The 19,742-nt window shown below is 69.9% G+C and carries 18 protein-coding genes; 10 read left to right on the forward strand and 8 right to left on the reverse strand.

Annotation, left to right across the window (positions count from 1 at the left end; all coding sequences use genetic code 11):
- Nucleotides 1-19: 19 nt before the first annotated feature.
- Nucleotides 20-1,768 carry a SigE family RNA polymerase sigma factor gene (locus ACYVF6_RS44685; protein ID WP_460532749.1) on the reverse strand — a complete coding sequence of 583 codons (1,749 nt, stop codon included), beginning with the start codon at nt 1,766-1,768 and terminating at the stop codon, nt 20-22.
- 154 nt (nt 1,769-1,922) lie between these two features.
- Here ACYVF6_RS44685 and ACYVF6_RS44690 point away from each other — a divergent pair, with 154 nt between their 5' ends.
- The gene (locus ACYVF6_RS44690) at nt 1,923-2,804 is read left to right on the forward strand and encodes an alpha/beta fold hydrolase (RefSeq protein ID WP_460532752.1); all 882 of its coding nucleotides are present in this window, start codon (nt 1,923-1,925) and stop codon (nt 2,802-2,804) included.
- Nucleotides 2,801-3,349 carry a hypothetical protein gene (locus ACYVF6_RS44695; RefSeq protein WP_460532755.1) on the forward strand — a complete coding sequence of 183 codons (549 nt, stop codon included), beginning with the start codon at nt 2,801-2,803 and terminating at the stop codon, nt 3,347-3,349. Before ACYVF6_RS44690 ends, ACYVF6_RS44695 begins: the two co-directional genes overlap by 4 nt.
- Before the next feature lie 29 nt (nt 3,350-3,378).
- Here the strand turns inward: ACYVF6_RS44695 and ACYVF6_RS44700 are convergent, their stop codons facing one another.
- The 3 genes from ACYVF6_RS44700 to ACYVF6_RS44710 are packed head-to-tail and all read right to left on the reverse strand — an operon-like array spanning nt 3,379 to nt 6,363.
- Nucleotides 3,379-3,942 carry an endo alpha-1,4 polygalactosaminidase gene (locus ACYVF6_RS44700; protein ID WP_460532758.1) on the reverse strand — a complete coding sequence of 188 codons (564 nt, stop codon included), beginning with the start codon at nt 3,940-3,942 and terminating at the stop codon, nt 3,379-3,381.
- Nucleotides 3,943-3,953: 11 nt separating this feature from the next.
- On the reverse strand, nt 3,954-5,570 hold the full coding sequence (locus tag ACYVF6_RS44705; RefSeq protein ID WP_460532761.1) for a glycoside hydrolase family 43 protein: 1,617 nt from the start codon (nt 5,568-5,570) through the stop codon (nt 3,954-3,956).
- Nucleotides 5,571-5,625: 55 nt separating this feature from the next.
- Nucleotides 5,626-6,363, reverse strand: a complete 738-nt coding sequence (locus ACYVF6_RS44710) for a helical backbone metal receptor (protein ID WP_460532764.1) — start codon at nt 6,361-6,363, stop codon at nt 5,626-5,628.
- A gap of 46 nt (nt 6,364-6,409) precedes the next feature.
- Between ACYVF6_RS44710 and ACYVF6_RS44715 the strand changes: the two genes are divergently transcribed.
- Nucleotides 6,410-6,823: a hypothetical protein gene (locus ACYVF6_RS44715; protein ID WP_460532767.1), complete on the forward strand. Its 414-nt coding sequence runs from the start codon at nt 6,410-6,412 to the stop codon at nt 6,821-6,823.
- On the opposite strand, the gene ACYVF6_RS44720 is transcribed toward ACYVF6_RS44715, so the two are convergent.
- Nucleotides 6,820-7,815, reverse strand: coding sequence for an LLM class oxidoreductase (locus ACYVF6_RS44720; RefSeq protein ID WP_460532770.1), 996 nt, complete (start codon nt 7,813-7,815; stop codon nt 6,820-6,822). The genes ACYVF6_RS44715 and ACYVF6_RS44720 overlap by 4 nt on opposite strands.
- A 57-nt stretch (nt 7,816-7,872) precedes the next feature.
- Here ACYVF6_RS44720 and ACYVF6_RS44725 point away from each other — a divergent pair, with 57 nt between their 5' ends.
- Nucleotides 7,873-8,451, forward strand: a complete 579-nt coding sequence (locus tag ACYVF6_RS44725) for a hypothetical protein (RefSeq protein WP_460532773.1) — start codon at nt 7,873-7,875, stop codon at nt 8,449-8,451.
- A 36-nt stretch (nt 8,452-8,487) separates the two neighbouring features.
- Here the strand turns inward: ACYVF6_RS44725 and ACYVF6_RS44730 are convergent, their stop codons facing one another.
- On the reverse strand, nt 8,488-8,676 hold the full coding sequence (locus ACYVF6_RS44730) for a hypothetical protein (RefSeq protein ID WP_460532776.1): 189 nt from the start codon (nt 8,674-8,676) through the stop codon (nt 8,488-8,490).
- A 57-nt stretch (nt 8,677-8,733) separates the two neighbouring features.
- Between ACYVF6_RS44730 and ACYVF6_RS44735 the strand changes: the two genes are divergently transcribed.
- The 3 genes from ACYVF6_RS44735 (at nt 8,734) to ACYVF6_RS44745 (ending at nt 11,168) form a co-directional block, all read left to right on the forward strand.
- Nucleotides 8,734-9,663: a threonine/serine dehydratase gene (locus ACYVF6_RS44735; RefSeq protein WP_460532779.1), complete on the forward strand. Its 930-nt coding sequence runs from the start codon at nt 8,734-8,736 to the stop codon at nt 9,661-9,663.
- 13 nt (nt 9,664-9,676) lie between these two features.
- Nucleotides 9,677-10,525 carry a type I methionyl aminopeptidase gene (map, locus tag ACYVF6_RS44740; protein WP_460532782.1) on the forward strand — a complete coding sequence of 283 codons (849 nt, stop codon included), beginning with the start codon at nt 9,677-9,679 and terminating at the stop codon, nt 10,523-10,525.
- 79 nt (nt 10,526-10,604) lie between these two features.
- Nucleotides 10,605-11,168 carry a dihydrofolate reductase family protein gene (locus ACYVF6_RS44745; RefSeq protein WP_460532785.1) on the forward strand — a complete coding sequence of 188 codons (564 nt, stop codon included), beginning with the start codon at nt 10,605-10,607 and terminating at the stop codon, nt 11,166-11,168.
- Nucleotides 11,169-11,182: 14 nt separating this feature from the next.
- Here the strand turns inward: ACYVF6_RS44745 and ACYVF6_RS44750 are convergent, their stop codons facing one another.
- Nucleotides 11,183-12,517 (reverse strand): glycosyltransferase family 39 protein, encoded by a 1,335-nt coding sequence (locus tag ACYVF6_RS44750; RefSeq protein WP_460532788.1) that lies wholly within the window; start codon nt 12,515-12,517, stop codon nt 11,183-11,185.
- Between the two features lie 229 nt (nt 12,518-12,746).
- Here ACYVF6_RS44750 and ACYVF6_RS44755 point away from each other — a divergent pair, with 229 nt between their 5' ends.
- The gene (locus tag ACYVF6_RS44755) at nt 12,747-13,709 is read left to right on the forward strand and encodes a LysR family transcriptional regulator (RefSeq protein ID WP_460532791.1); all 963 of its coding nucleotides are present in this window, start codon (nt 12,747-12,749) and stop codon (nt 13,707-13,709) included.
- Nucleotides 13,710-13,940: 231 nt separating this feature from the next.
- Complete coding sequence (locus ACYVF6_RS44760) at nt 13,941-15,440, forward strand: S1 family peptidase (RefSeq protein ID WP_460532794.1); 1,500 nt, start codon at nt 13,941-13,943, stop codon at nt 15,438-15,440.
- A gap of 43 nt (nt 15,441-15,483) precedes the next feature.
- On the opposite strand, the gene ACYVF6_RS44765 is transcribed toward ACYVF6_RS44760, so the two are convergent.
- Nucleotides 15,484-16,248: an alpha/beta hydrolase gene (locus tag ACYVF6_RS44765; protein WP_460532797.1), complete on the reverse strand. Its 765-nt coding sequence runs from the start codon at nt 16,246-16,248 to the stop codon at nt 15,484-15,486.
- A 130-nt stretch (nt 16,249-16,378) separates the two neighbouring features.
- Between ACYVF6_RS44765 and ACYVF6_RS44770 the strand changes: the two genes are divergently transcribed.
- Nucleotides 16,379-19,654, forward strand: coding sequence for a S8/S53 family peptidase (locus tag ACYVF6_RS44770; RefSeq protein WP_460532800.1), 3,276 nt, complete (start codon nt 16,379-16,381; stop codon nt 19,652-19,654).
- Nucleotides 19,655-19,742: the final 88 nt, after the last annotated feature.

Here is a 19,742-nt window from a genome sequence, read left to right on the forward strand (position 1 = left end):
TGAAGACGCTAGCCATGAACTAGTACGACATGCCCGGAAGCAGCACATCGCTGCTCTCCGGAACGTATTGCACGGACTGCCGGCCCAGCCCGTTGAACAGAACAATCTCGGAATCCCCCTGCAGCGGTTCGTGCAGCATCGCGATGCCACTTCCGAGCGCCCCCAGCAACCTCCAGTTGCCCTCCTGCTCGTCGCGCGGCAGCTCGATGCGGGCCGTCTGGGTGTCGTCGTTGGCCAGGTGCAGGACGGCGACCGGCACCACCAGGCTCCGCTCCTCCTTGAACACCGTCACCCACGCGCGCGCGTTGTCGCCGAGCACCGGCCGGATGACCTTGGGTACGCCGCTCGGCCCGATGATCGTCTCGCCCTTGCGAAGGTGCTTGCTCACATCGAGCGTGAACGGAGTGCCGATCAAGCTTCCGGGCGGCTGATCGGCGTAGTTCTTGATGTCGAGCGACCACACCTTGAACTTGCCCGTCGGCGGTGCGGTGCCCTTGATCGGGTCGGCGACCAGCAGCGAGCCGCCGCGTCCGACGCCGACCGGTCGCAGCGTGAAGTCGTTGTCAGGCCGGAAGCTCCTGTAGCCGCCGCGCTCGGCGTCGAAGACGAAGTACTCCGCCAGCCGGTCGTCCTCGACCCGTATGAGGTACGCCTCGCTCGAGTCGGCCGACCAGCCGATCGGCTCCCAGAACGACTGCGACGGGCCGGTCGGCAGCCGCACCAGGTCGCCGTTGGAGAAGTTGTGGAACTCATACGTCTGGCTCCGGGCCAACCCGAACCACACGCCGTTCGGTGACCAGGTGGCGCCGTGCAGCCCGATCGGCGTCCAGCGCCGCGACAGGCCGGGCAGCAGCGACTCGACGGAGATCCGGACACCTTCCCGGGTACGGAGGTAGAGGTGGCAGCCGTCGTAGTAGCCACAGCCACTGCGCTCGCCCTCGATCAGCGTGCCGGTGGGCACCGGCTCGTTCTCGGGGCGGCGCCAGACGTCGATCGGCACCAGCGGCGTCGGGTCGGGACTCGGCAACTGACGGACGGGGCCGAACGCCCGCAACTCACCCCCGGTGGAGTCGCCGGGTGAACGGAAACCGCCGTCCAACAGCGCGCCGGCCACGACGACCAGGATCAGCACGAGCGGCACGGCCGCGATCGCCGCGCCGACCCGGCGGTTGCGGCCGATCGCGACCATCGCGTCGTCGGCGGCGGCGAAGCTGGTGATCGAGTCGGCGAACCGGCGGTATTCCGGCCACATGTCGGGCTCGTCGTGGTCGGGCACGGGGAGTACGCCGGGGGCCAGCTCGCGGCAGCGCCGGATCGCCGACCTTGTGTACGTGGCGACCTTGTCGGAGGAGGAACTGAGCAGGCGCGCGGTCTCGGGCACCGGCACGTCCTCGCCGAACCTGAGGTAGAGCACGACGCGCTGGCGGCGCCGCAGCCGCGGCAGGATCGCTGCGAGGACGGCGTTGGGCAGGATGTCGGGCGCCTCGGCGTCCTCGACCGGGTGATCGGGCAGGACAGCCGTCGCGAACTCGCCGGGCCGGCGCGGGTGGCGCCACCACAGCCAGGTCGCGGACAGCATGGTCTGGCGTACGAAGTCGTCCGGATCGCCTCCGTCGCGCAGCCGGTCCCACTGTTTGAGCGCCTTGGCGAGAGCACCCCGCAGCAGGTCTCGGGCAACAGTCTGCTCACCGGCGAGCAGGTAGGCGGCGCGCGACAGGGTCGCGCCCCGCGCGTCGACGAACTCCCGGAAACTGTTGTCCGGCTCCATGGGTGCCTCCCCGAGCCCGTATGACCTCAAGGACGGTCGATCCCCGTTGTGGTCAAGCGTATGCGCCGGGTGCCACGGGCAGGGTAGGACTCGTCCGGATCGACAACGCGTGAGAAAGCTGTCACGGGGTACGCGGCGATATGAGGTGTTTCGCATGATCGGCGACGGCCGAACGCTGCCAACCGGGCTGTACGACACGTTCAGCCACCACTTCACCGACGTCGACGAGGTGCGGCTGCACATGGTGGCCGGCGGGCCCGCCGACGGCGTACCTGTCCTGCTGCTGCACGGCTGGCCGCAGACCTGGTACGCATGGCGAAAGGTCCTGCCCGCGCTGGCAGACGCCGGCCAGCACACGATCGCCGTCGACTATCGCGGCGCGGGCGACTCCAGCCGGCCGCCCGGCGGATACGACAAGGCGACGATGGCGCAGGACGTACGCCAGCTGCTGGATCGGCTCGGCCTCGACCGCGTGCACCTGGTCGCACGGGACATCGGCCTGATGGTGGCGTACGCACTCGCCGCGCAGTGGCCGGAACGCGTGAGGTCGTTGACGATGCTCGACGTACCGGTGCCCGGCACGCCGGCCTGGGAGCAGGCCAAACAGGACCCGCAGACCTGGCACTTCGGGCTGCACCGGCAGCGGGATGTCGCCGAGCTGCTGGTCGGCGGCCGGGAGTACGCCTACCTGTCGACGTTCTACCGCGAACGCACGAAGGTGGCCGGAGCGATCACTGACGACGACCTGGCCGTGTACGCGGCGGCTTACGCCCAGCCGGGTGCGCTGCGTGCGGGCTTCGAGCTGTACCGCGCGTTCGAGGCCGACGAGGTACGGTTCGCGGACTTCGTGAGCAACAAGCTGCCGATGCCGGTGCTGGCGATGGGCGGCGAACTGGACAACGGCACGCTGATCGGAGAGATGGCCGGGCAGCTCGCCGAGGACGTGACCAGCCGGGTCGTGCCCGGCGGAGGCCACTGGACGCCGGAGGAGAATCCCGACTTCCTCCTGCGGGAGCTGATGGAGTTCCTGGCATGACCGACGAACCGGTGACCGTCGTGGTGACTCGCGTCGTGCGTCCAGGAAAGGAGCGGGCGTTCGCCGCGTGGGCGGACGAGGTCGACGCGGCCGCAGCGGAGTTCCCCGGCCACCTGGGCGGCGTACGACTGCACGACGAGCAGGGGTTGAACCAGCTCGTCTACCGGTTCGACACTCCGGAGCACCTGTCGGCCTGGGAGAACTCCTCGCGTCGCAAGGAGCTGATCCGTCGTGGGGACGAGCTGTCGGAGCAGCAGCGCACGACCGAGCGTGACCACATCGCGTGGTTCACCGTGCCGGGGTCCGACACCTCGCCGCGGTGGAAGACGTTCCTGATCACGTGGCTTTCGGTCTTCCCGGTCCTGCTGGTGTTGTCGACGGCGTTTCGCCTGTTGTTTCCGGGGCTGCCGTTGCCGCTGATGCTGGTGGTCAACTCGCTGCTGCTGACGGCCTTCCTGACGTGGGTGCTGATGCCCCGCCTCAAACGCTGGACCCGCCCCTGGCTCCTGCGCGGCGCGCAGACCCGATCAGCAGCACGCCGCTGACCCGTTCTTGAGGTTTACGAGCGGCCATCTCAGCCGCACCCTGCCGACACCCGGTCCAGGTCCACCGTCGACACGTAGCCGGCGAAGCCTTCCTCCCGATAGCGGGCGCACGCCTGCTCGACGTTCTCCGGCCGCTTCGCGTAGTCGACGGCGAGGACGAACTTACCGGCGGCTTTCAGCGCGCGGACGTTCGCCAGGTTCTCGGCGCACCAGTCCTCGCGGCAGGGCTGGTCGTGGGCGCGGAAGAACAGGTCCTCCACCCCGATCCCGTCGATCGCGGCCAGGTAGCCCGGCTGGTGGCGCAGCTCCGGGCTGTTCTGCGGCACGATCAGGAAGCCCGGCCGGCGCTGCTTGGCGTACTCACTCGCCCGCACGATCAGCGCCGTCATCCGGCCGGCCAGGCTGTCGCGGGTCTCGCCGGGCACCAGCGCGAGGTCGATCACGGCATAGTCGCCCGGGGCCCCTGCCACCTCGTCCAGACGCCCGCCGGAGTAGCCCGCGAGCTGGTAGACCCACGTCTCCTGGCCACGCCCTTGCCCGGCACAGCCGGCGATCGCCAGCAACGACAGCACAACGATCCAGATGCGGCGCACAGCGCACGTTTCTACCAGGTGTCGTAGACCCTCAGGTTGCGGTAGTTCGCCGTCGTGTCCTCGGTGACGAGCCCGACCTGCCCGTTGAGCAGCACCGGGAAGCCGCCGGTGAACGTGCGGGTCTGCAGCAGAGCGCCGTCCAGGTAGAACTGGTACGTCGCGCCGTTCTTGCGGACCCGCAGGTTGTGCCACGCCGCCGGGTCGAAGCCGGCGGGCAGCGGCGCGTTCTGCCAAACCGCCTCGGTGCCCTGCACGACCGCGTGCGTCGCCAGCACCATGTACTTGCGGTCGACGAACACCTGGACGTTGTTGTTCCGATCGTCGTACGACGCGTGCAGGCCGTACTTCGGGAACGCCGACGTCGTGCCCGTCCCCGTCCACTGCACGTCGACCGAGACGGTGTAGGTCTCGTAGGTGGGGTTGGCGGCGCGGAACAGCTGCGTCCACGCCGTGCCGCCGTACCCCGTCACGCGCGCCTCCGCCGGGCTCACGACCGTCCAGCTGCCGACGCGGCGGCCGTGGCTGGTATCGCCCTCGGACAGGTCGCCGAACGCGTCGCCCCAGCCCTGCTGGTAGGGGTTCGGGTAGCCGGCGGAGCCCAGCTCGCCCTTCGGCGCCTGGATCGGCACACCGTCGGCGATCGGGTAGCCCAGCACGGGTGTGCCGTCCGGATCCCAGAACATCCGCTGGGCACGCAGCACCCGTTGCGGATCGCAGCCCGCGGTGTTGCTGTGGAACAGGAACCAGTCCTCGGTGCCGTCCTGGGTCTGGACCGGTACGAAGCTCGCGTTCGCCTTCACTCCGCTGTGCCACTTGAAGTGCGGCCCGGTCTTGGCCCAGGCGTTCGGGTCGAGCAGGTTGCCGCTGGTGTTGGTGAGCAGGCCGACGGCGTAGCTGCTGTCCCAGCAGGCGCTCGCGGAGTACGCGATGAACGTCCGGCCGCCTCTGACGAAGCCGACCGGGCCCTCGTTCACCTTGTACGTAACGACTTCCCAGGGCCGGTTCGGCGCGGAGATCTGCACGCGCGGGCCGGAGAAGTGCAGCGGGTCGGACATCGGCGCGATGTAGAGGTTCTGCTGGTCACCGGTCGTCGCGGTCCAGCCGGACCACGTTCCGTACAGACGGCTGTCGGCGCCCCGGAAGATGTCGAAGTCGATCGCCCAGCGGTCGCTGGCTTCCTGGAGCTTGCCGTGCGCGAAGCCGGTGCCGGCTTCGGCGTACGGGCCGGTGGGCGTGCCGTTGGTCGACTGCAGCGCGAAGACGCGGTGGTCGGCGTTGTCGCCGGAGTCCGCGGCGTAGTAGATGTAGAAGTTGTTGTCGATGAAGTGGATCTCGGGCGCCCAGATCTCCGTGCAGTTGACGGCCGGGCACGCCGGCGCCTTCCAGACGCCGTAGCGCGTACCGCTGCCGAGACCGGTGATCGTCGACGACTCCCAGACACAGATCGACGAGCCGGAGCCGCCGCAGCCGTCGGTGCTCGTGAGGTAGTACTTGCCGCCGTACTTCATCACGTGCGGATCGCTGCGGTTGGTGCCGATCGGATTGGTGTACGTCGTGGCCGCCTGAGCCGGCAGCGCAGGAGTCAGCACTCCCGTGAGCAGGACGAGAATCGCGAGCAGTCTTCGCATGACGTACCGCCCCTTCAACGTTGAAAGCAGCAACGCTGAAGGCAGCGTAGGACCGTCAGCGGTGCGCTTCAAGCAGGTGGCGCGCAGCTGCCAGCGAAGGCCCGTACCACGTGAGCAGGCGGCCGTCGACGCAGACGCAACGCCTGCCGGGGAAGGCCTCCGGGCCGTCGTCCGGGCCGAAGGCGTAGGGCTCGTCCGGCAGGACGACGAGGTCGTGGTCCGGCAGCTCGGCCAGGTCGACCTTCGGATAGCGGTCGGGGTGGCCGGCCAGCACGTTGTCGACGCCGAGGCGGCTGAGCAGGTCGCCGGCGAACGTGTCGCGGCCGAGCGCCATCCAGGGGCGGCGCCAGATCGGGATCACGGCCGTCGTACGTTCACCGGTGTACGGCTCGGCCCATGCCGCGGCGGCATCGTCCAGCCAGGCCGGGCGGTCGAGGCCGCAGGCGCGCAGCATCCTTTCCAGCGAGTCGAGCGCGCCCGGGACCGTCGTGGGCGCGGTCACCCACACGGCGACGCCGGCCTGCCGGAGCGCGTCGAGGTCGGGCGCGCGGTTCTCCTCCTCGTTGGCGAGTACGAGGTCGGGCCGCAGGTCGATGACTACCTGCAGGTCGGGGTTCTTGGTGCCGCGCACCCGCGTGACCTCGAGGTCGGCCGGATGTGTGCACCAGTCGGTCGCGCCGACCAGCAACCCCGGCGCCGTCACCGCGACCGACTCGGTGAGCGACGGCACCAGCGAGACCACCCGGCGTACCGGACGCGGCACTTCGACCAAGCCGCCCAGATCGTCACGCACGGCCCAAACCTCCCCAACCACGTCCTACTCTGCGTAGAATGCGCAAATGCCCGACGTGATCGGCTGGTACGCCGAGCAGGTCCGCAAGCTCTACGACGTCGTTCCCGTCGAGCTCCACATCGACGCAGGTGACGACGGCGTGCACCGGCTGACCGTCACCGAGCCCGACGCTCCGGCCTCGACCTCGGACGAGCTCATGACCCGCTTCCGCGCCCGGGCCGGCGGCGGCTGCGACGGTGCCGGCAGCGGTCTCGCCGTCACCGCCGCCCTCACCGTCGGACCGGTCGCGCGGGTCAGCGACCTGCTCGGCACCACCGTGATAGACAGCGACGCGATGCGCCGGCTGGCCGATCACCAGCTCCAGCAGGCCTTCCCGGCCACGCCGCCGCCGGTCACGCTGGACGCGATCGGCCTGTTCGACCCCGCGATCGGTCAGGGCTGGGTGCTCCAGATCGTCTAGCCGAACCGCTTGCGCAGCTTCGGCAGTACGTCGGTGGTGAACGCGCGCAGGAAACGCTCCTGGTCGTTGCCGGGTCCGTGGAACACCAGCTCGCTGAAGCCGTAGTCGACGTACGGCGCGATCTTGTCGACCACCTCGTCGGCGTCGCTGGACACGATGAAGCGCTTGGTCGCGATCAACGGGTCGGCGTCGGCCAGGCGCTCCATCTCGATCGGGTCCTCGGTGCTCTGCTTCTGCTCCGGCGTCAACCCCAGCGCCGCCCACCAGGTGCAGGACTGCCGCGCGTGATCCAGGTCGGGGTCGTACGACACCTTGATCTCGATCTGCCGCGGCAGCTGCTTCGGATCCTTCCCGGCCGCGGCCGCGCCCTCGTCGAACTTGCCGCCAACCGTTTCGTACAGCTCGCGCGCCTTCCCAGACGTCGCGATCAGGCCGTCGCCGATCCGTCCGGCGAGCTTGCCGGCGATCGGGCCGGAGGCCGCGACGTAGATCGGGATCAGCTGGTCGGGGCGTTCGTAGATCGTCGCGCTCTCGGTGCGGAAATGCTCGCCCTCGAACGTGACGCGCTCCTCGGTCCACAACTTGCGGATCAACTCGATGGCCTCCGACATCCGGGCCCGGCGCTCCTTGCCGCCCGGCCAGGCCATGCCGGTCGCCGGCACTTCGTTCATCGCCTCACCGGTGCCAACGCCCAGATAAACGCGTCCCGGCGCCAGCTGGGCGAGCGTCGCGAAGCCCTGCGCGACCACCGACGGGTGATAACGCAGCATCGGCGTCAGCACGCTCGTGCCAAGCTCCACCCGGGACGTGGCGTGCGCCACCGCGCCGAGCCAGGTGAACACCAGCGGCGCGTGCCCCGTGGAGTGCCGCCACGGCTGGAAGTGGTCCGACACCGCCACGATGTCAAGTCCGAGCTGTTCAGCCAGTACGGCGTAGTCGAGCAACTCCTTGGTGCCGAACTGCTCCGCGGACGCCTTGTATCCGTACTTCATCGTCTGGTCGCCTACTCCCTTGGCTCGTCAAGCTTCTCTATGGCAGCGTATTACCCAATGGACAACACCCAGGTGAAGCTGCTGCGCGAGGTGCTCGAGGGCACCGCGCTGCTGAAGAACGCCGTGAAGTTCGCCCGCCAGCTGCGCGTGCGGACCCGCACCGAGGGTGGATTGCTGCTGGTCGGACCGCCTGAGGACGAGCCCTGGCACCTCACCGCCCACTTGTCGGACGAGGCGCGGCTCAACCACATCCCCGAGCTGGAGCCGACGCTCGTACGCTGGGCGCCCGAGCCGGGCGCGCCGCGGCACCTGTCGATCGGGCTGGACCGGCTGAGCGCCACCAGGCGCGGCGAGTCGCTGCTGGTGGTCTCCGATGCGCCGTCCCCGGACCTGCTCGAACGCGTCGACGACGTACGGAAGAAGGGCGCCGGCATCTTCGCACTCGACACCGGCGACCCGGAGCTCGAAGGGCTCGCGCACGAGGTGCTGGTCGTCGAGAACGACCCGGTGGTGACGTTCGACAGCGCACAGCACCTCGTCAGTTATGCGGCAGGCGAACCTCTCCTGCCCAAGCAGGCTCGTGGCCTGCGTTCGAGACTCGGAAGACTGCTGGACGCGATTTCCGGTCCCGGTTGAGACCGGGCCGAAAATCTGCCGGGCTGCTCTGGGACGTCACGTCCCGTCGTCCCACATCTCGTCTTCCTCGTCCCACTTGTCATTGCGCTTGGACACCTTCTCCAGCGCTTGTTCGGCCTCGCCCTTGGTCGGGTACGGGCCTAACCGGTCGGCGTTACGGCAGCCGTTCCAGGGTTCGACCCGCCGGTGTCGTAGGCAGTAAAACCACTCCTCACGGTTGTTCATGATGCAAGCGTTCCCCTCGCCGGGGAATTCGACAAGCTCTCGAGGCGGGATCAAGAAATGTACGCAACGGATGTCGAAAACGCCGAGGCCCGAATCTCGGGCCGCGTCCGCCGGACGCCGGTCGTCGGGACGGCCTCGGCGACGGTGTGGCTGAAGCTGGAGCAACTGCAGCACACCGGATCGTTCAAGCCTCGTGGAATGTTCAACCGGGTACTTTCGGCGCGCGAACGCGGTGAGCTGCCTGAGTCCGGGGTGATCGTGGCGTCGGGCGGGAACGCCGGGCTGGCCGTCGCGCACGTCGCGGCCGAGCTGAGCGTGCCGGCCGAGGTCTTCGTTCCGACGATCACGCCGGCCGTCAAGGTGGCCAAGCTGCGCAAGCTCGGGGCCCGCGTCGTGCAGCAGGGCGGGGAGTACGCCGAGGCGTACGAAGCGGCGACCAAGCGGGCGATCGAGACGGGCGCGCTGTTCTGCCACGCCTACGACCAGCCGGAGGTGGTCGCCGGGCAGGGCACGGCCGGGCTGGAGATCCTCGAGCAGGTGCCGGACGTCACGACCGTGCTGGTCGCGGTCGGCGGCGGTGGGCTGATCGGCGGGATCGCGGCGGCGCTGGAGGGCTCGGCACGGGTCGTGGCCGTCGAGCCCGAGAACTGCCCGACTCTGCACGCGGCGCTGGCCGCCGGCGCACCGGTCGACGTGAGCGTGTCCGGGCTGGCGGCCGACTCCCTGGGAGCGCGGCGGGTGGGCGACATCGCGTTCGAGGTGCTGACGCGGGTCGGGGCCGGTGCGGTGCTGGTGCCGGACAGCGCGATCGCCGACGCGCGACGCGAGCTGTGGGACAGCTACCGGCTGGTCACAGAGTCGGGCGGAGCGGCTGCGTACGCGGCGCTGGCCTCGGGCGCGTACCGGCCGAGCCCCGGCGAGCGGGTCTGCGTGCTGATCTGCGGCGCCAACACCGACCCGTCTGATCTCACCCGCGACCTCGCCTAGACTGGCGTCCATCATGCGCCTGCTTGCACCTGCCGAGATCTCGCCGCGCCGCGACGTTCCCCCGCACATCACGCGACCGGAGTACGTCGACAAGCCATCCCCCACACCGTTTCGCGGCAGCGAAGTGAAGGACGCCGACACGATCGCGCGGATGCGGATCGCCGGCAAGATCGCCGCGCAGGCGCTCGCCGAGGTCGGCCGCGCCATCGCTCCCGGCGTCACGACCGACGAGCTCGACCGGGTGGGGCACGACTTCCTGATCGCGCACGACGCGTACCCCTCGACGCTCGGCTACAAGGGTTTCCCGAAGTCGCTGTGCACCTCGGTCAACGAGTGCATCTGCCACGGCATCCCCGACGCGCGCCCGCTCGAGGACGGCGACATCGTCAACATCGACATCACGGCCTACATCGACGGTGTTCACGGCGACACCAACGCCACGTTCCTCTGCGGCAACGTCGACGAGGACTCCAAGCTGCTGGTCGAGCGCACCCACGAGGCGACCATGCGCGGCATCAAGGCGATCCGGCCGGGCCGCGAGGTCAACGTGATCGGCCGGGTGATCCAGTCGTACGCCAAGCGCTTCGACCTCGGCGTCGTACGCGACTTCACCGGCCACGGCATCGGCACGTCGTTCCACTCGGGGCTGATCATCCCCCACTACGACGAGCCCCGCTTCGACACCGTGATCGAGACCGGCATGACCTTCACGGTCGAGCCGATGCTCACGCTCGGCACCTACGACTGGGAGATGTGGAGCGACGGCTGGACGGTCGTGACGAAGGACCGCAAGCGAACCGCCCAGTTCGAACACACCGTCCTCGTCACCGAGTCCGGCCCGGAGATCCTCACGCTGTGTTGATCCGGCCCCCGCGGCCTCCGGCCGCACGGGCCCACCCCGCTCCTGCCGTAGTGTCTTGTTCCTAGGCGAGGAGGCCTGCATGGGACGGATCGTTGTCACCGAGTTCATCTCGCTGGACGGTGTCGTGGAGGCGCCGGGCGGCGAGGACTTCAAGTACCCCGGCTGGACGTTCGAGTTCGAACGCGGCGAGGACGGAAACGCGTTCAAGCTCGACGAGACACTCGCGGCCGACGTGCTGCTGCTCGGCCGTCGCACGTACGACAGCTTCGCCGGTGCGTGGCCCAACCGTGAAGGGCCGTTCGCCGAGAAGTTCAACAGCATGCCGAAGTACGTCGTCACGCGGACGCTCGGCGAGCCCGAGTGGAACAACACGACGGTGATCGCGGGCGATGTCGTCGAGGCGGTGACCAAGCTCAAGGCGGAGGTCGACGGCGAGATCCAGGTGCCCGGCAGCATCCGGCTGGTGCAGGAACTGGTCGAGGCGGACCTGGTGGACGAGATCCACCTCATGACGTTCCCGGTGATCCTCGGGACCGGCAGGCGGCTGTTCGGCGAGACCAGCGACCGGACCTCGTGGAAGCTCACCGAGTCGAAGGTCGTCGGCGAGGGTCTGCCGATCACCATCTACCAGCGGGCGCGCTGATCGAGCACCCGTGATCATTGCGGGACGGTCAGCTTGCTCCACAGGCTGAGCTTCAGGCCGGGCACCTCGCGGTCGGTCACCTTGGCGTAGCCGGGGACGTTCGCCTGGTCCTTCGCCCAGCTCGGCCGGACCACCCACAGGCGCTGGATGTCGCCGGTCGGCGCGCCGCGGACCCACTTCACCTCGCAGCGCTCCCGGCGCAGGTAGTACGGCAGCGCCTGCGGCGTCGCCGCGCCTTCGCGGACGCCGGTTGCCGCGGGGCAGCCACGGGCGATGACCGCCGCGGCCGAACGGACGTCCGGGCCGTGACCGTCGACCTGGCGCTGGTTCCACAGCTGGGGGACGGCCAGGCCGGCCGCGAGCACGCAGACCAGCGCCGCCTGCCACCACGTCGCCTTCCGTACGCCGGCTGCCGCCAGCAGGATCAGCGCCGGCGTGCAGACGACGAGGTAGCGAGGCAGGAAGATCGGCGTCAGGAGGCCGAGCAGGCCGAGCAGCAGCGGCGGCAGGCCGAACCACACCACCAGGCCGAGCCACTCGCGGTTGCCGGCGATGCCCACGACCGCCGCGACGCCCAGCAGCACGGCGATCGTCAGGCCGCCGGCGATCTCGAGGTAGCCGTTGCCGAGCGCCTCCAGCGTCGGCTTCGGGATCCACGCGATCTGCTCGCGTTGCCGGAACGCGATCACCGCGAGCACCACCGGCAGGATCAGGCCGTCGAGGACGGAGAACAGCCACTGCTTCCAGTTGCGCTCGCGCTGGGCGATCAGCAGGAGCGGGTGCGCCACCAGCGTCAGCAACGCGACCAGGTGCACCAGACCGAGCAGCGCGATCACGACGGAGTACGCCAGCCACCAGCTCCACCGCCGTTGCCCGGCCGCCCGTACCAGCAGCCAGACCGCGAGTACGGCGAGCAGGAGCGCGAGCGCGTAGGGCCTGGCCTCCTGGGCGTACCGGCTCGCGACCGGTGACGCGGCGAGCAGCACACCGGCCGTCGCCGCGCTGGTCAAGCCCCACCAGCGCCGGGCCAGGTCGGCGACGAGGAGGACTGCCAGCGCCATCGCGACGGCCGAGGGCAGCCGCGCCCAGATCTCGGTGGCCGGCACGCCGTCGCCGAGGCCGAGCCAGGCGTGCATGAACAGGTAGTACGCGCCCAGGCCGACGTCGCGGTGCGTGAGGAACTCGAACAGGTCGCCCAGCGAACGGCTGGACTCGTTGACCGTCGCCGCCTCGTCGATCCACAGCGCCGGCCGGCCGATTCGTACGAGATAGCCGGCGAGACCCAGCAGAGCGGGACCGATCACCACCGCTGCCGACCGCCAGCGCGGCCCGTCCTGAGTCGTCGACACAATCGGCGAGGATATCCGGACGTTGCTCTGTCGCTCATTTTCCGCGGTCGGCCGTGCTCAGTTTCAGCGCCGTCACCGCTGACCTCGGCCACCACCGGCGCCTTCTTGCGCGCGGCCGACCGACTCGGGACGCCAATTTCCGCGCACAGCATTGCCACGGAGTGCTGTGACAAGCATGATGCAGTCGGGTGACTGTCCTGTCACATTCCGGGGAGGGCTTGGGCCGGAGATGGAACTCGAGCTGCGCCATTTGAGGGTGGTCTGTGCCATCGCTGAAACTGGCAGCCTCACCAAGGCCGCCAGTGCTCTTGGAGTGCCGCAACCGGCACTTACCACGCAACTGCAACGCATCGAGCGGGTCTTCGGCGGCCCCTTGTTCGAACGCGATCAGCGCGGCGCGCATCCGACGGCACTCGGCGAGCTCGTCTTCAGCCGGGCGCGCGTTCTGCTGCCTGCCGTTCGAGGGTTGCAGGACGAGGCCCGGCTCGCGGCCGCCGAGGGCATCCGGCGGCACCGGATCGGCGCGGTGAACGGACCGATCCTGGCCGGGCTGCTGCACCGGCTGGGGTCACAGCATCCGCAGGTACGCATCACGACGCACTCCGCGTCGTCGAGCTCCGAACTGGCCGACATGCTGACGTCGTGCCGGCTGGACTTCGCGCTGGTGGGACTCTGTGGGAACGAGCGGCCGGCGGCGGAGGACGCGCTGATCTGGCGCGAGGTGGCGGTCGACCCGGTCTTCGTCCTGCTGTCGGAGGAGCATCCGCTGGCGGGTGCGTCGGAGGTGTCGCTCTCCGACTTCGCCGACCAGGCCTGGGTGGCGGGCGCTGGCGACGGCTGCTTCGGCGACTGCTTCATCGCGGCCTGCTCGGAGGCGGGTTTCACCCCGCGCAAGCTGTACGAGGCCGACGTACTGACCTGCTTCGAACTCGTCAACGCCGGTGACGCGGTAGGCCTGTGTCAGGGCGGTTTCCGCCGGGCCGAGGGCGTGGTGGCGGTGCCGCTGGCGGAGACGCCGCTGAAGTGGCGGCAGGCGCTGGGCTGGCATCCGGAGGCGCCGGCGGCGGAGTTCGCGGACGATCTGATGCGCTACGCCACCGAGTCCTACGCGGCGGCGGTGCGGCGCAGCCCTCGCTACGCCGGCTGGCTGGACGAACACCCGCGGTTCGGCCTGCCCGCCCTGCTCGCCTAGCGCTCGAGGCTGCGCCAGTCGGTACTTCGCCACGCCAGTAGGTGCTTCGCCACGTCCCGGGGCGTGGTTAACCCGCCAATCGCGTGGTTAACGTGGTCATTCGCGCCTGGTTCGTGCAGGGCAGATCCGCAGGTCGGAGGCGTGGTATGGCGGTTTTGGTATCTCCCGCCCGGGCCTGAGCCGCACGTACGTTGACTTCGCCGTACTCCCCCACATTCGGAGTGCTCTCACATGAACAAGACAATCGCACGGCTCTTGATCGCGTCCGCGGCGACGGCGGGCGTCGTTTTCGCGGTCGGTGCGCCGACCGGCGCGAGTACCGGAATCGACACGGCGACAGCGGGCGCCGCCACCAACTCGGTGCCCACCGCCCTGACTCCCGGCATGGTCACCGCCATGGAACGGGACCTCGGCATCACCAAGGACAAGCTGCCGAGCCGGATCGCGGCGGAGTTCAGGGCGACCAAGGTCGAACGCGCGCTCAGCCGCGGCCTGGGCACGTCGTACGCCGGTACCTGGCTCGTCAAGGACGCCACCGCGATCGTGGTCGCGACCACCGACGCCCGGCAGGCCGGCAGGATCCGCGCGGCGGGCGCCCAGCCGCGGATCGTCGCCAACAGCGAGCGCGGCCTGGACGCCGCCAAGACACGGCTGGACGCCACCAAGCGCCCGTCGCCGGGCCACGTTGCCGGCTGGTACGTCGACCCGGCCAGCAACCAGGTACGTGTGCTCGCCCGCCCCGGCGGCACCGCGGCCGCCAAGGCGTTCGTCGCGGCCAGTGGCGTTTCGCACAGCCTGGTCGAGGTCGTGACGGCCGCCGAGACACCGCGCACGCTCTACGACGTCCGCGGCGGCGACGCCTACTACATGGGCGGACGCTGCTCGGTCGGCTTCGCGGTCACCGGCGGCTTCGTCTCCGCGGGCCACTGTGGCACGCGCGGCACCGCGGTCCAGGGCTACAACCAGGTCGCGATGGGCACGTTCCAGGGCTCGTCGTTCCCCGGCAACGACTACTCCTGGGTCTCCGTCAACTCCAACTGGACGCCGCGTCCGTGGGTCAACCACTACGACGGCACCAACGTCACGGTCTCCGGCAGCACCGAGGCCGCGGTCGGCGCCAGCATCTGCCGTTCCGGCTCGACGACCGGCTGGCACTGCGGCTCGGTCCAGGCCAAGAACCAGACCGTGAACTACGCGGAGGGCACGGTCAACGGCCTGACCCGTACCAACGTCTGCGCCGAGCCCGGCGACTCCGGTGGCTCGTGGATGTCCGGCAGCCAGGCGCAGGGCGTGACGTCCGGCGGGTCCGGCGACTGCACCAGCGGCGGTACGACGTACTTCCAGCCGGTGAACGAGATCCTCTCGGCGTACAACCTGACGCTCACCACCAGCGGCGGCAGCGAGCCTCCGCCGCCGACCGGTTGCTCGTCGTACCCGGAGCGGTTCTCCGGCTCGCTCAGTGGTGCCGGCGACTACGACCAGCACCCGAACGGCACGTACTACCAGTCGGGCTCGGGTACGCAACTCGGCTGCCTCGACGGGCCGAGCGGGGTGGACTTCGACCTGTACCTGCTGAAGTGGAACGGCAGCGCGTGGGCGACGGTCGCGGCGTCGGAGAGCTCGAACCCTGACGAGGCGATCAGCTACAACGGCACGTCCGGCTACTACACGTGGATCGTCGAGTCGTACAGCGGCTCCGGCAGCTACACGTTCGGCCTCGACCGGCCGTAGCGCGCCTCCAGCAAGAGAGAGCGTCAGTGGCTGCCCGCCGGTCTCAGGCCGCGGGCAGCCACTGTTCCATGAAACGCACGCTTCCGCTGAACACCAGCTCGGCGTCGTGGTCGAGCGTGGCGACGTGGTAGCTGTTGTGCAGGACCTCGACCTCGCAGTGGCCGGCGACGCCGGTGCGGATCAGCTCGGCGTTGTGCGGCTCGACAACGTGGTCGACCTTCGAACGGTAGACCAGCACCGGCTGCTTGATGCGGCCGAGCGCTGGCGTGACCTGACTCCACATCGTGACGATCTCGCCGAGGGCACGCATCGGGATCCAGCGGTAGTTGGGCTCCTTGACGCCGCGCTTCTTGATGTCGCCGAGACCGCTGGGCACGGCGGGAATGGTACGGGCGAGCCACGGCAGTACGGTCTTGGCGCCCGGCAGGCGGCTGTCGACCGAGGGGTTGACCAGGACGGAGCCCGCCAGATCCGCACCGTGCTCGGCCGCCAGCCGGAGGACGAGGCCGCCACCAAGTGAGAGGCCCATCGCGAACACGACGTCGTGGGTGGCGCGCAGGTCGAGAAACGCCTCCTCGACGGCGGTGTACCAGTCGAGCCAGGTCGTGCGGTTGGCGTCGCGCCAGTGCGTGCCGTGGCCGGGCAGTCTGGGCCCCGACACGTCGAATCCGGCGGCGGACAGCCACTCGCCCCACGCCCTTACGGTGTAGGGCGTTCCGGTGAATCCGTGGCACAGCACGACACCTGCTCGAGTGCCTCCGCTGAGGCGGAAGGGCTCGGCGCCCACCATCACCGGTCCGTCCGTCATGACCGAAGCCTACGTTGAGGCCGCCACCTCCGGCGAAATCCTCCGCAGCCGTCCGCACTGAACCGAAGGGGAGGCCGCGGACACGTCCTGAGCGGAAGGACTCATCGATGCCGAGGGAGGGTGGTGCTCTGTGCGAGCACAACGCGCGGTCTTCGCCGCCGTGACGGCCGTGATCGCCAGTACGTTCACCGTGGCGACGGCTGCCCAGCCGCCGGCCGGCTTCGCGGCCGGCCGATCGCCGGCGGAGAGCCGTACGGTCACGCTGGTCACCGGCGACCGGGTGACCGTGTCGATGGCGCCGGGCCGCGTCCCGGAAGTCCACATCCGGCCAGGCGCGGGCCGCGAGCGAATCGGGTTCCAGGAACGCCGGACCAGCACTTCGGTACGCGTCGTGCCCGCGGACGCGGGGCCGCTGATCGCGGCAGGCCGGCTGGACGAGCGGTTGTTCGACGTGACCGGCCTGATCGACCAGGGCTACGACGACGCGCGTCGCAAGGATCTGCCGTTGATCGTCGCGGGCGGCAACCGCCTCGAGCCCGCCAGGACGCTACGGATCACCCGTGCCCTGCCCAGCATCCGCGCCCAGGCAGTCCGCGTCACCAAGGACTCGGCGTTCTGGACGCAGGTCAGAAACGGCACCGGCCGGGTCTGGCTGGACGGCCGGGTCCGGGCGAGCCTCGACCAGAGCGTGCCGCAGATCGGCGCACCTGACGCCTGGCGGGACGGCTACACCGGCGCCGGTGTCAAGGTCGCGATCCTGGACACCGGCATCGACAGCGCTCACCCGGACCTCGCCGACGCCATCGTCGAAGCCAAGGACTTCACCGGCAGCCCGAGCGGTACCCGCGACCTGAACGGTCACGGCACGCATGTGGCGTCGATCGTCACCGGCAACGGCGCAGCGTCGAACGGCAGATACCAGGGCGTGGCACCGGACGCGGAACTGCTGGCCGGCAAGGTGCTCGGCGACGACGGCTTCGGCTCCGACTCCCAGATCATCGCCGGCATGGAATGGGCGACCGCGGCCGGAGCCCGGGTCGTCAACCTCAGCCTCGGCAGGTCCGACCAGCCTGGTGCCGACCCGATGGAACAGGCGGTGAACAGCCTCACCGCACAGACCGGCGTGCTGTTCGTGATCGCCGCCGGCAACCAGCCGTGCAGCACTGTGTCGTCACCGGCCGCCGCGGACGCCGCGCTGACCGTGGGCGCGGTCGACAAGCAGGACGGGCTCGCGGGCTTCTCCTGCCAGGGCCCGCGCCTCGGCGACCACGCGATCAAACCCGACCTCACCGCACCCGGCGCCGGCATCGTCGCCGCCCGCGCCGGCGGAACGAACCTGGGCGATCCGGTCGACGACGGGTACACCCGCGCGTCCGGAACCTCGATGGCCACGCCGCACGTGGCCGGCACGGCCGCCATCCTGCTCCAGCAGCACCCGGACTGGACCGCCGCCCAACTGAAGCCCGCGTTGACGAGCACCGCGAAACCGAACCCGGAGCTGAGCCCGTTCCAGCAGGGCAACGGCCGGGTGGACGTCGCCCGCGCGGTCGCCGCCACGGTCCATCCGGACCAGGCCGCCGTCTCGGTGTACAACCGCTGGCCGCACGAGGCGACCCTCAGCCGAGACGTCTCGTACCGAAACGACAGCGACCAGACGGTCACGCTCGACCTCGCCGTCGAGCTCCCGCGCACGACGATCGAGCCGGCTCGACTCACCGTGCCCGCCCACGGATCCGCTGCCGCGACCCTGCGCATCGTCGCGACGAACGCCCAGCCCGGCGACACCACCGGCGCACTCACCGCGACGATCGACGGCGGTGAGACGGTCGTCGCGCGGACCGCGCTCGGCCTGTACACCGAGCCCGAGTCCTACGACGTCACCGCGACTGTCGTCGACCGCACCGGCAAGGACATCAGCGACCGCACGCTGCCGGTGCAGCTGACGAACCTCGACACCCGCGAGGACGCCGACGCCGCACTGGTCGACGGGCGTCTGACCGCCCGCGTACCGAAAGGCACCTACGAGCTCTTCACCGTGGTCGAGACCACCGACCCGGCCGACGGCGTGAGGAGCGCCGCGCTGATGACGATCCCCGAGCTGGTCATCGACCAGGACCGGGCGCTGAGGCTGGACGCCCGGAGCGCTCGCCAGGTGACCGCGAGGGCACCGTCGCGGTCCGCCGTGCCCGCCGCTGCCACCCTCAGCGTCGTGGAGCAGATCGGCGGACGGGACCTCGCGCAAGGCTGGTCAACGCAGTACCCGCCAGGACAGCTGGAGCTGTACGCGACGCCGACCGAGCCGGTCACCTCGCGGCCGTACGAGTTCGGCTTCCACGCCGTCCTGGCCGAACCCGTTGCCGGCAACGGCGTTCCGGCGACCTATCACCTGGTGTTCCGCGAACCTGGCCGGATACCGGAGCGGCTGGCGTTCCGCGCCGACCCCGGCAACCTCGCGGAGGTCGACACCCACCTGCACGCACAAGGCACGGCGACCGATGGGAATCGCTGGGACGGGCCGTTCCTGCGACGCGGTGACCGCAACGTCCCCCTGCTCGAGGTGATCCAGCCGATCCGGCTGCCGGAACACCGCACCGACTACTACAGCACCGCCGCGGACCTGATCTGGGGACTCCGGCTGGATGTCGTGATCGCCGGCGAGACGAACGCGTGGGAAGCGCCCGGCATGCCGGGCGGTGGCGCGTACCGGCCGGGCCGGCGCTACCGGCTGGACACCAACGCGGCAGCTGTGGGCACGCGGGTCTGGTCGGCTCTACGCGACACCGATCAGATGTACTTCTCGACGGCGCCGGGTGTGCCGTCGAGCGCCGAGTTCTTCCAGCCCCAGGACGGCGAAGGCGGCTTCGGGAAGGCCACGCTGACCCGCGACGGCGAGCTGATCGGCACCAGCGTCGATCCGCTGGAAGCCCTGTTCACCGTTCCACCGGGTGCCGCGACCTATCGGCTACGCCAACAGGTCGATCGCGACGTCGCGTGGTCGAAGCTGGGCACACGATCGGACACCGCGTGGACGTTCCGCTGGAACGGAGACTCCTCGGAGCCTTACGAGGCACTCCGGCTGATGTCGCCGCGAGTCTCCGGCGCGTTCGACGATCTCGACCGGGCGCCGGCCGGGCGGGCGTTCGCGTTGCAGGTGGAGGCTTCGTGGGCCCCGGCCGAGGATCCGGTGGCGCCGGGCGTCGAGCAGGTCGACGTCGCCGCGTCCTATGACGACGGCAGGAGCTGGCATGCGTTGCCGGTCGAACGCCACGGCGACACCTGGCGGGCCGTCGTCCAGCATCCGGCGAAGAACGTCGGCACCGGCTTCGTCTCGCTGCGTACGAGCATCGTCGGCACGGAGGACAACCGCGTGGACCAGACGGTGATCCGCGCGTATCAGCTGAAGTAAGGGGCGTTCTGGCCGCAAGCACAAAGCGCAGGGGCATCCGCCGTCGCCCCGGCGGACGTCCCTGCGCTTGGCGCTGAAACTCTCGCGC

Source organism: Flindersiella endophytica (assembly GCF_054779015.1).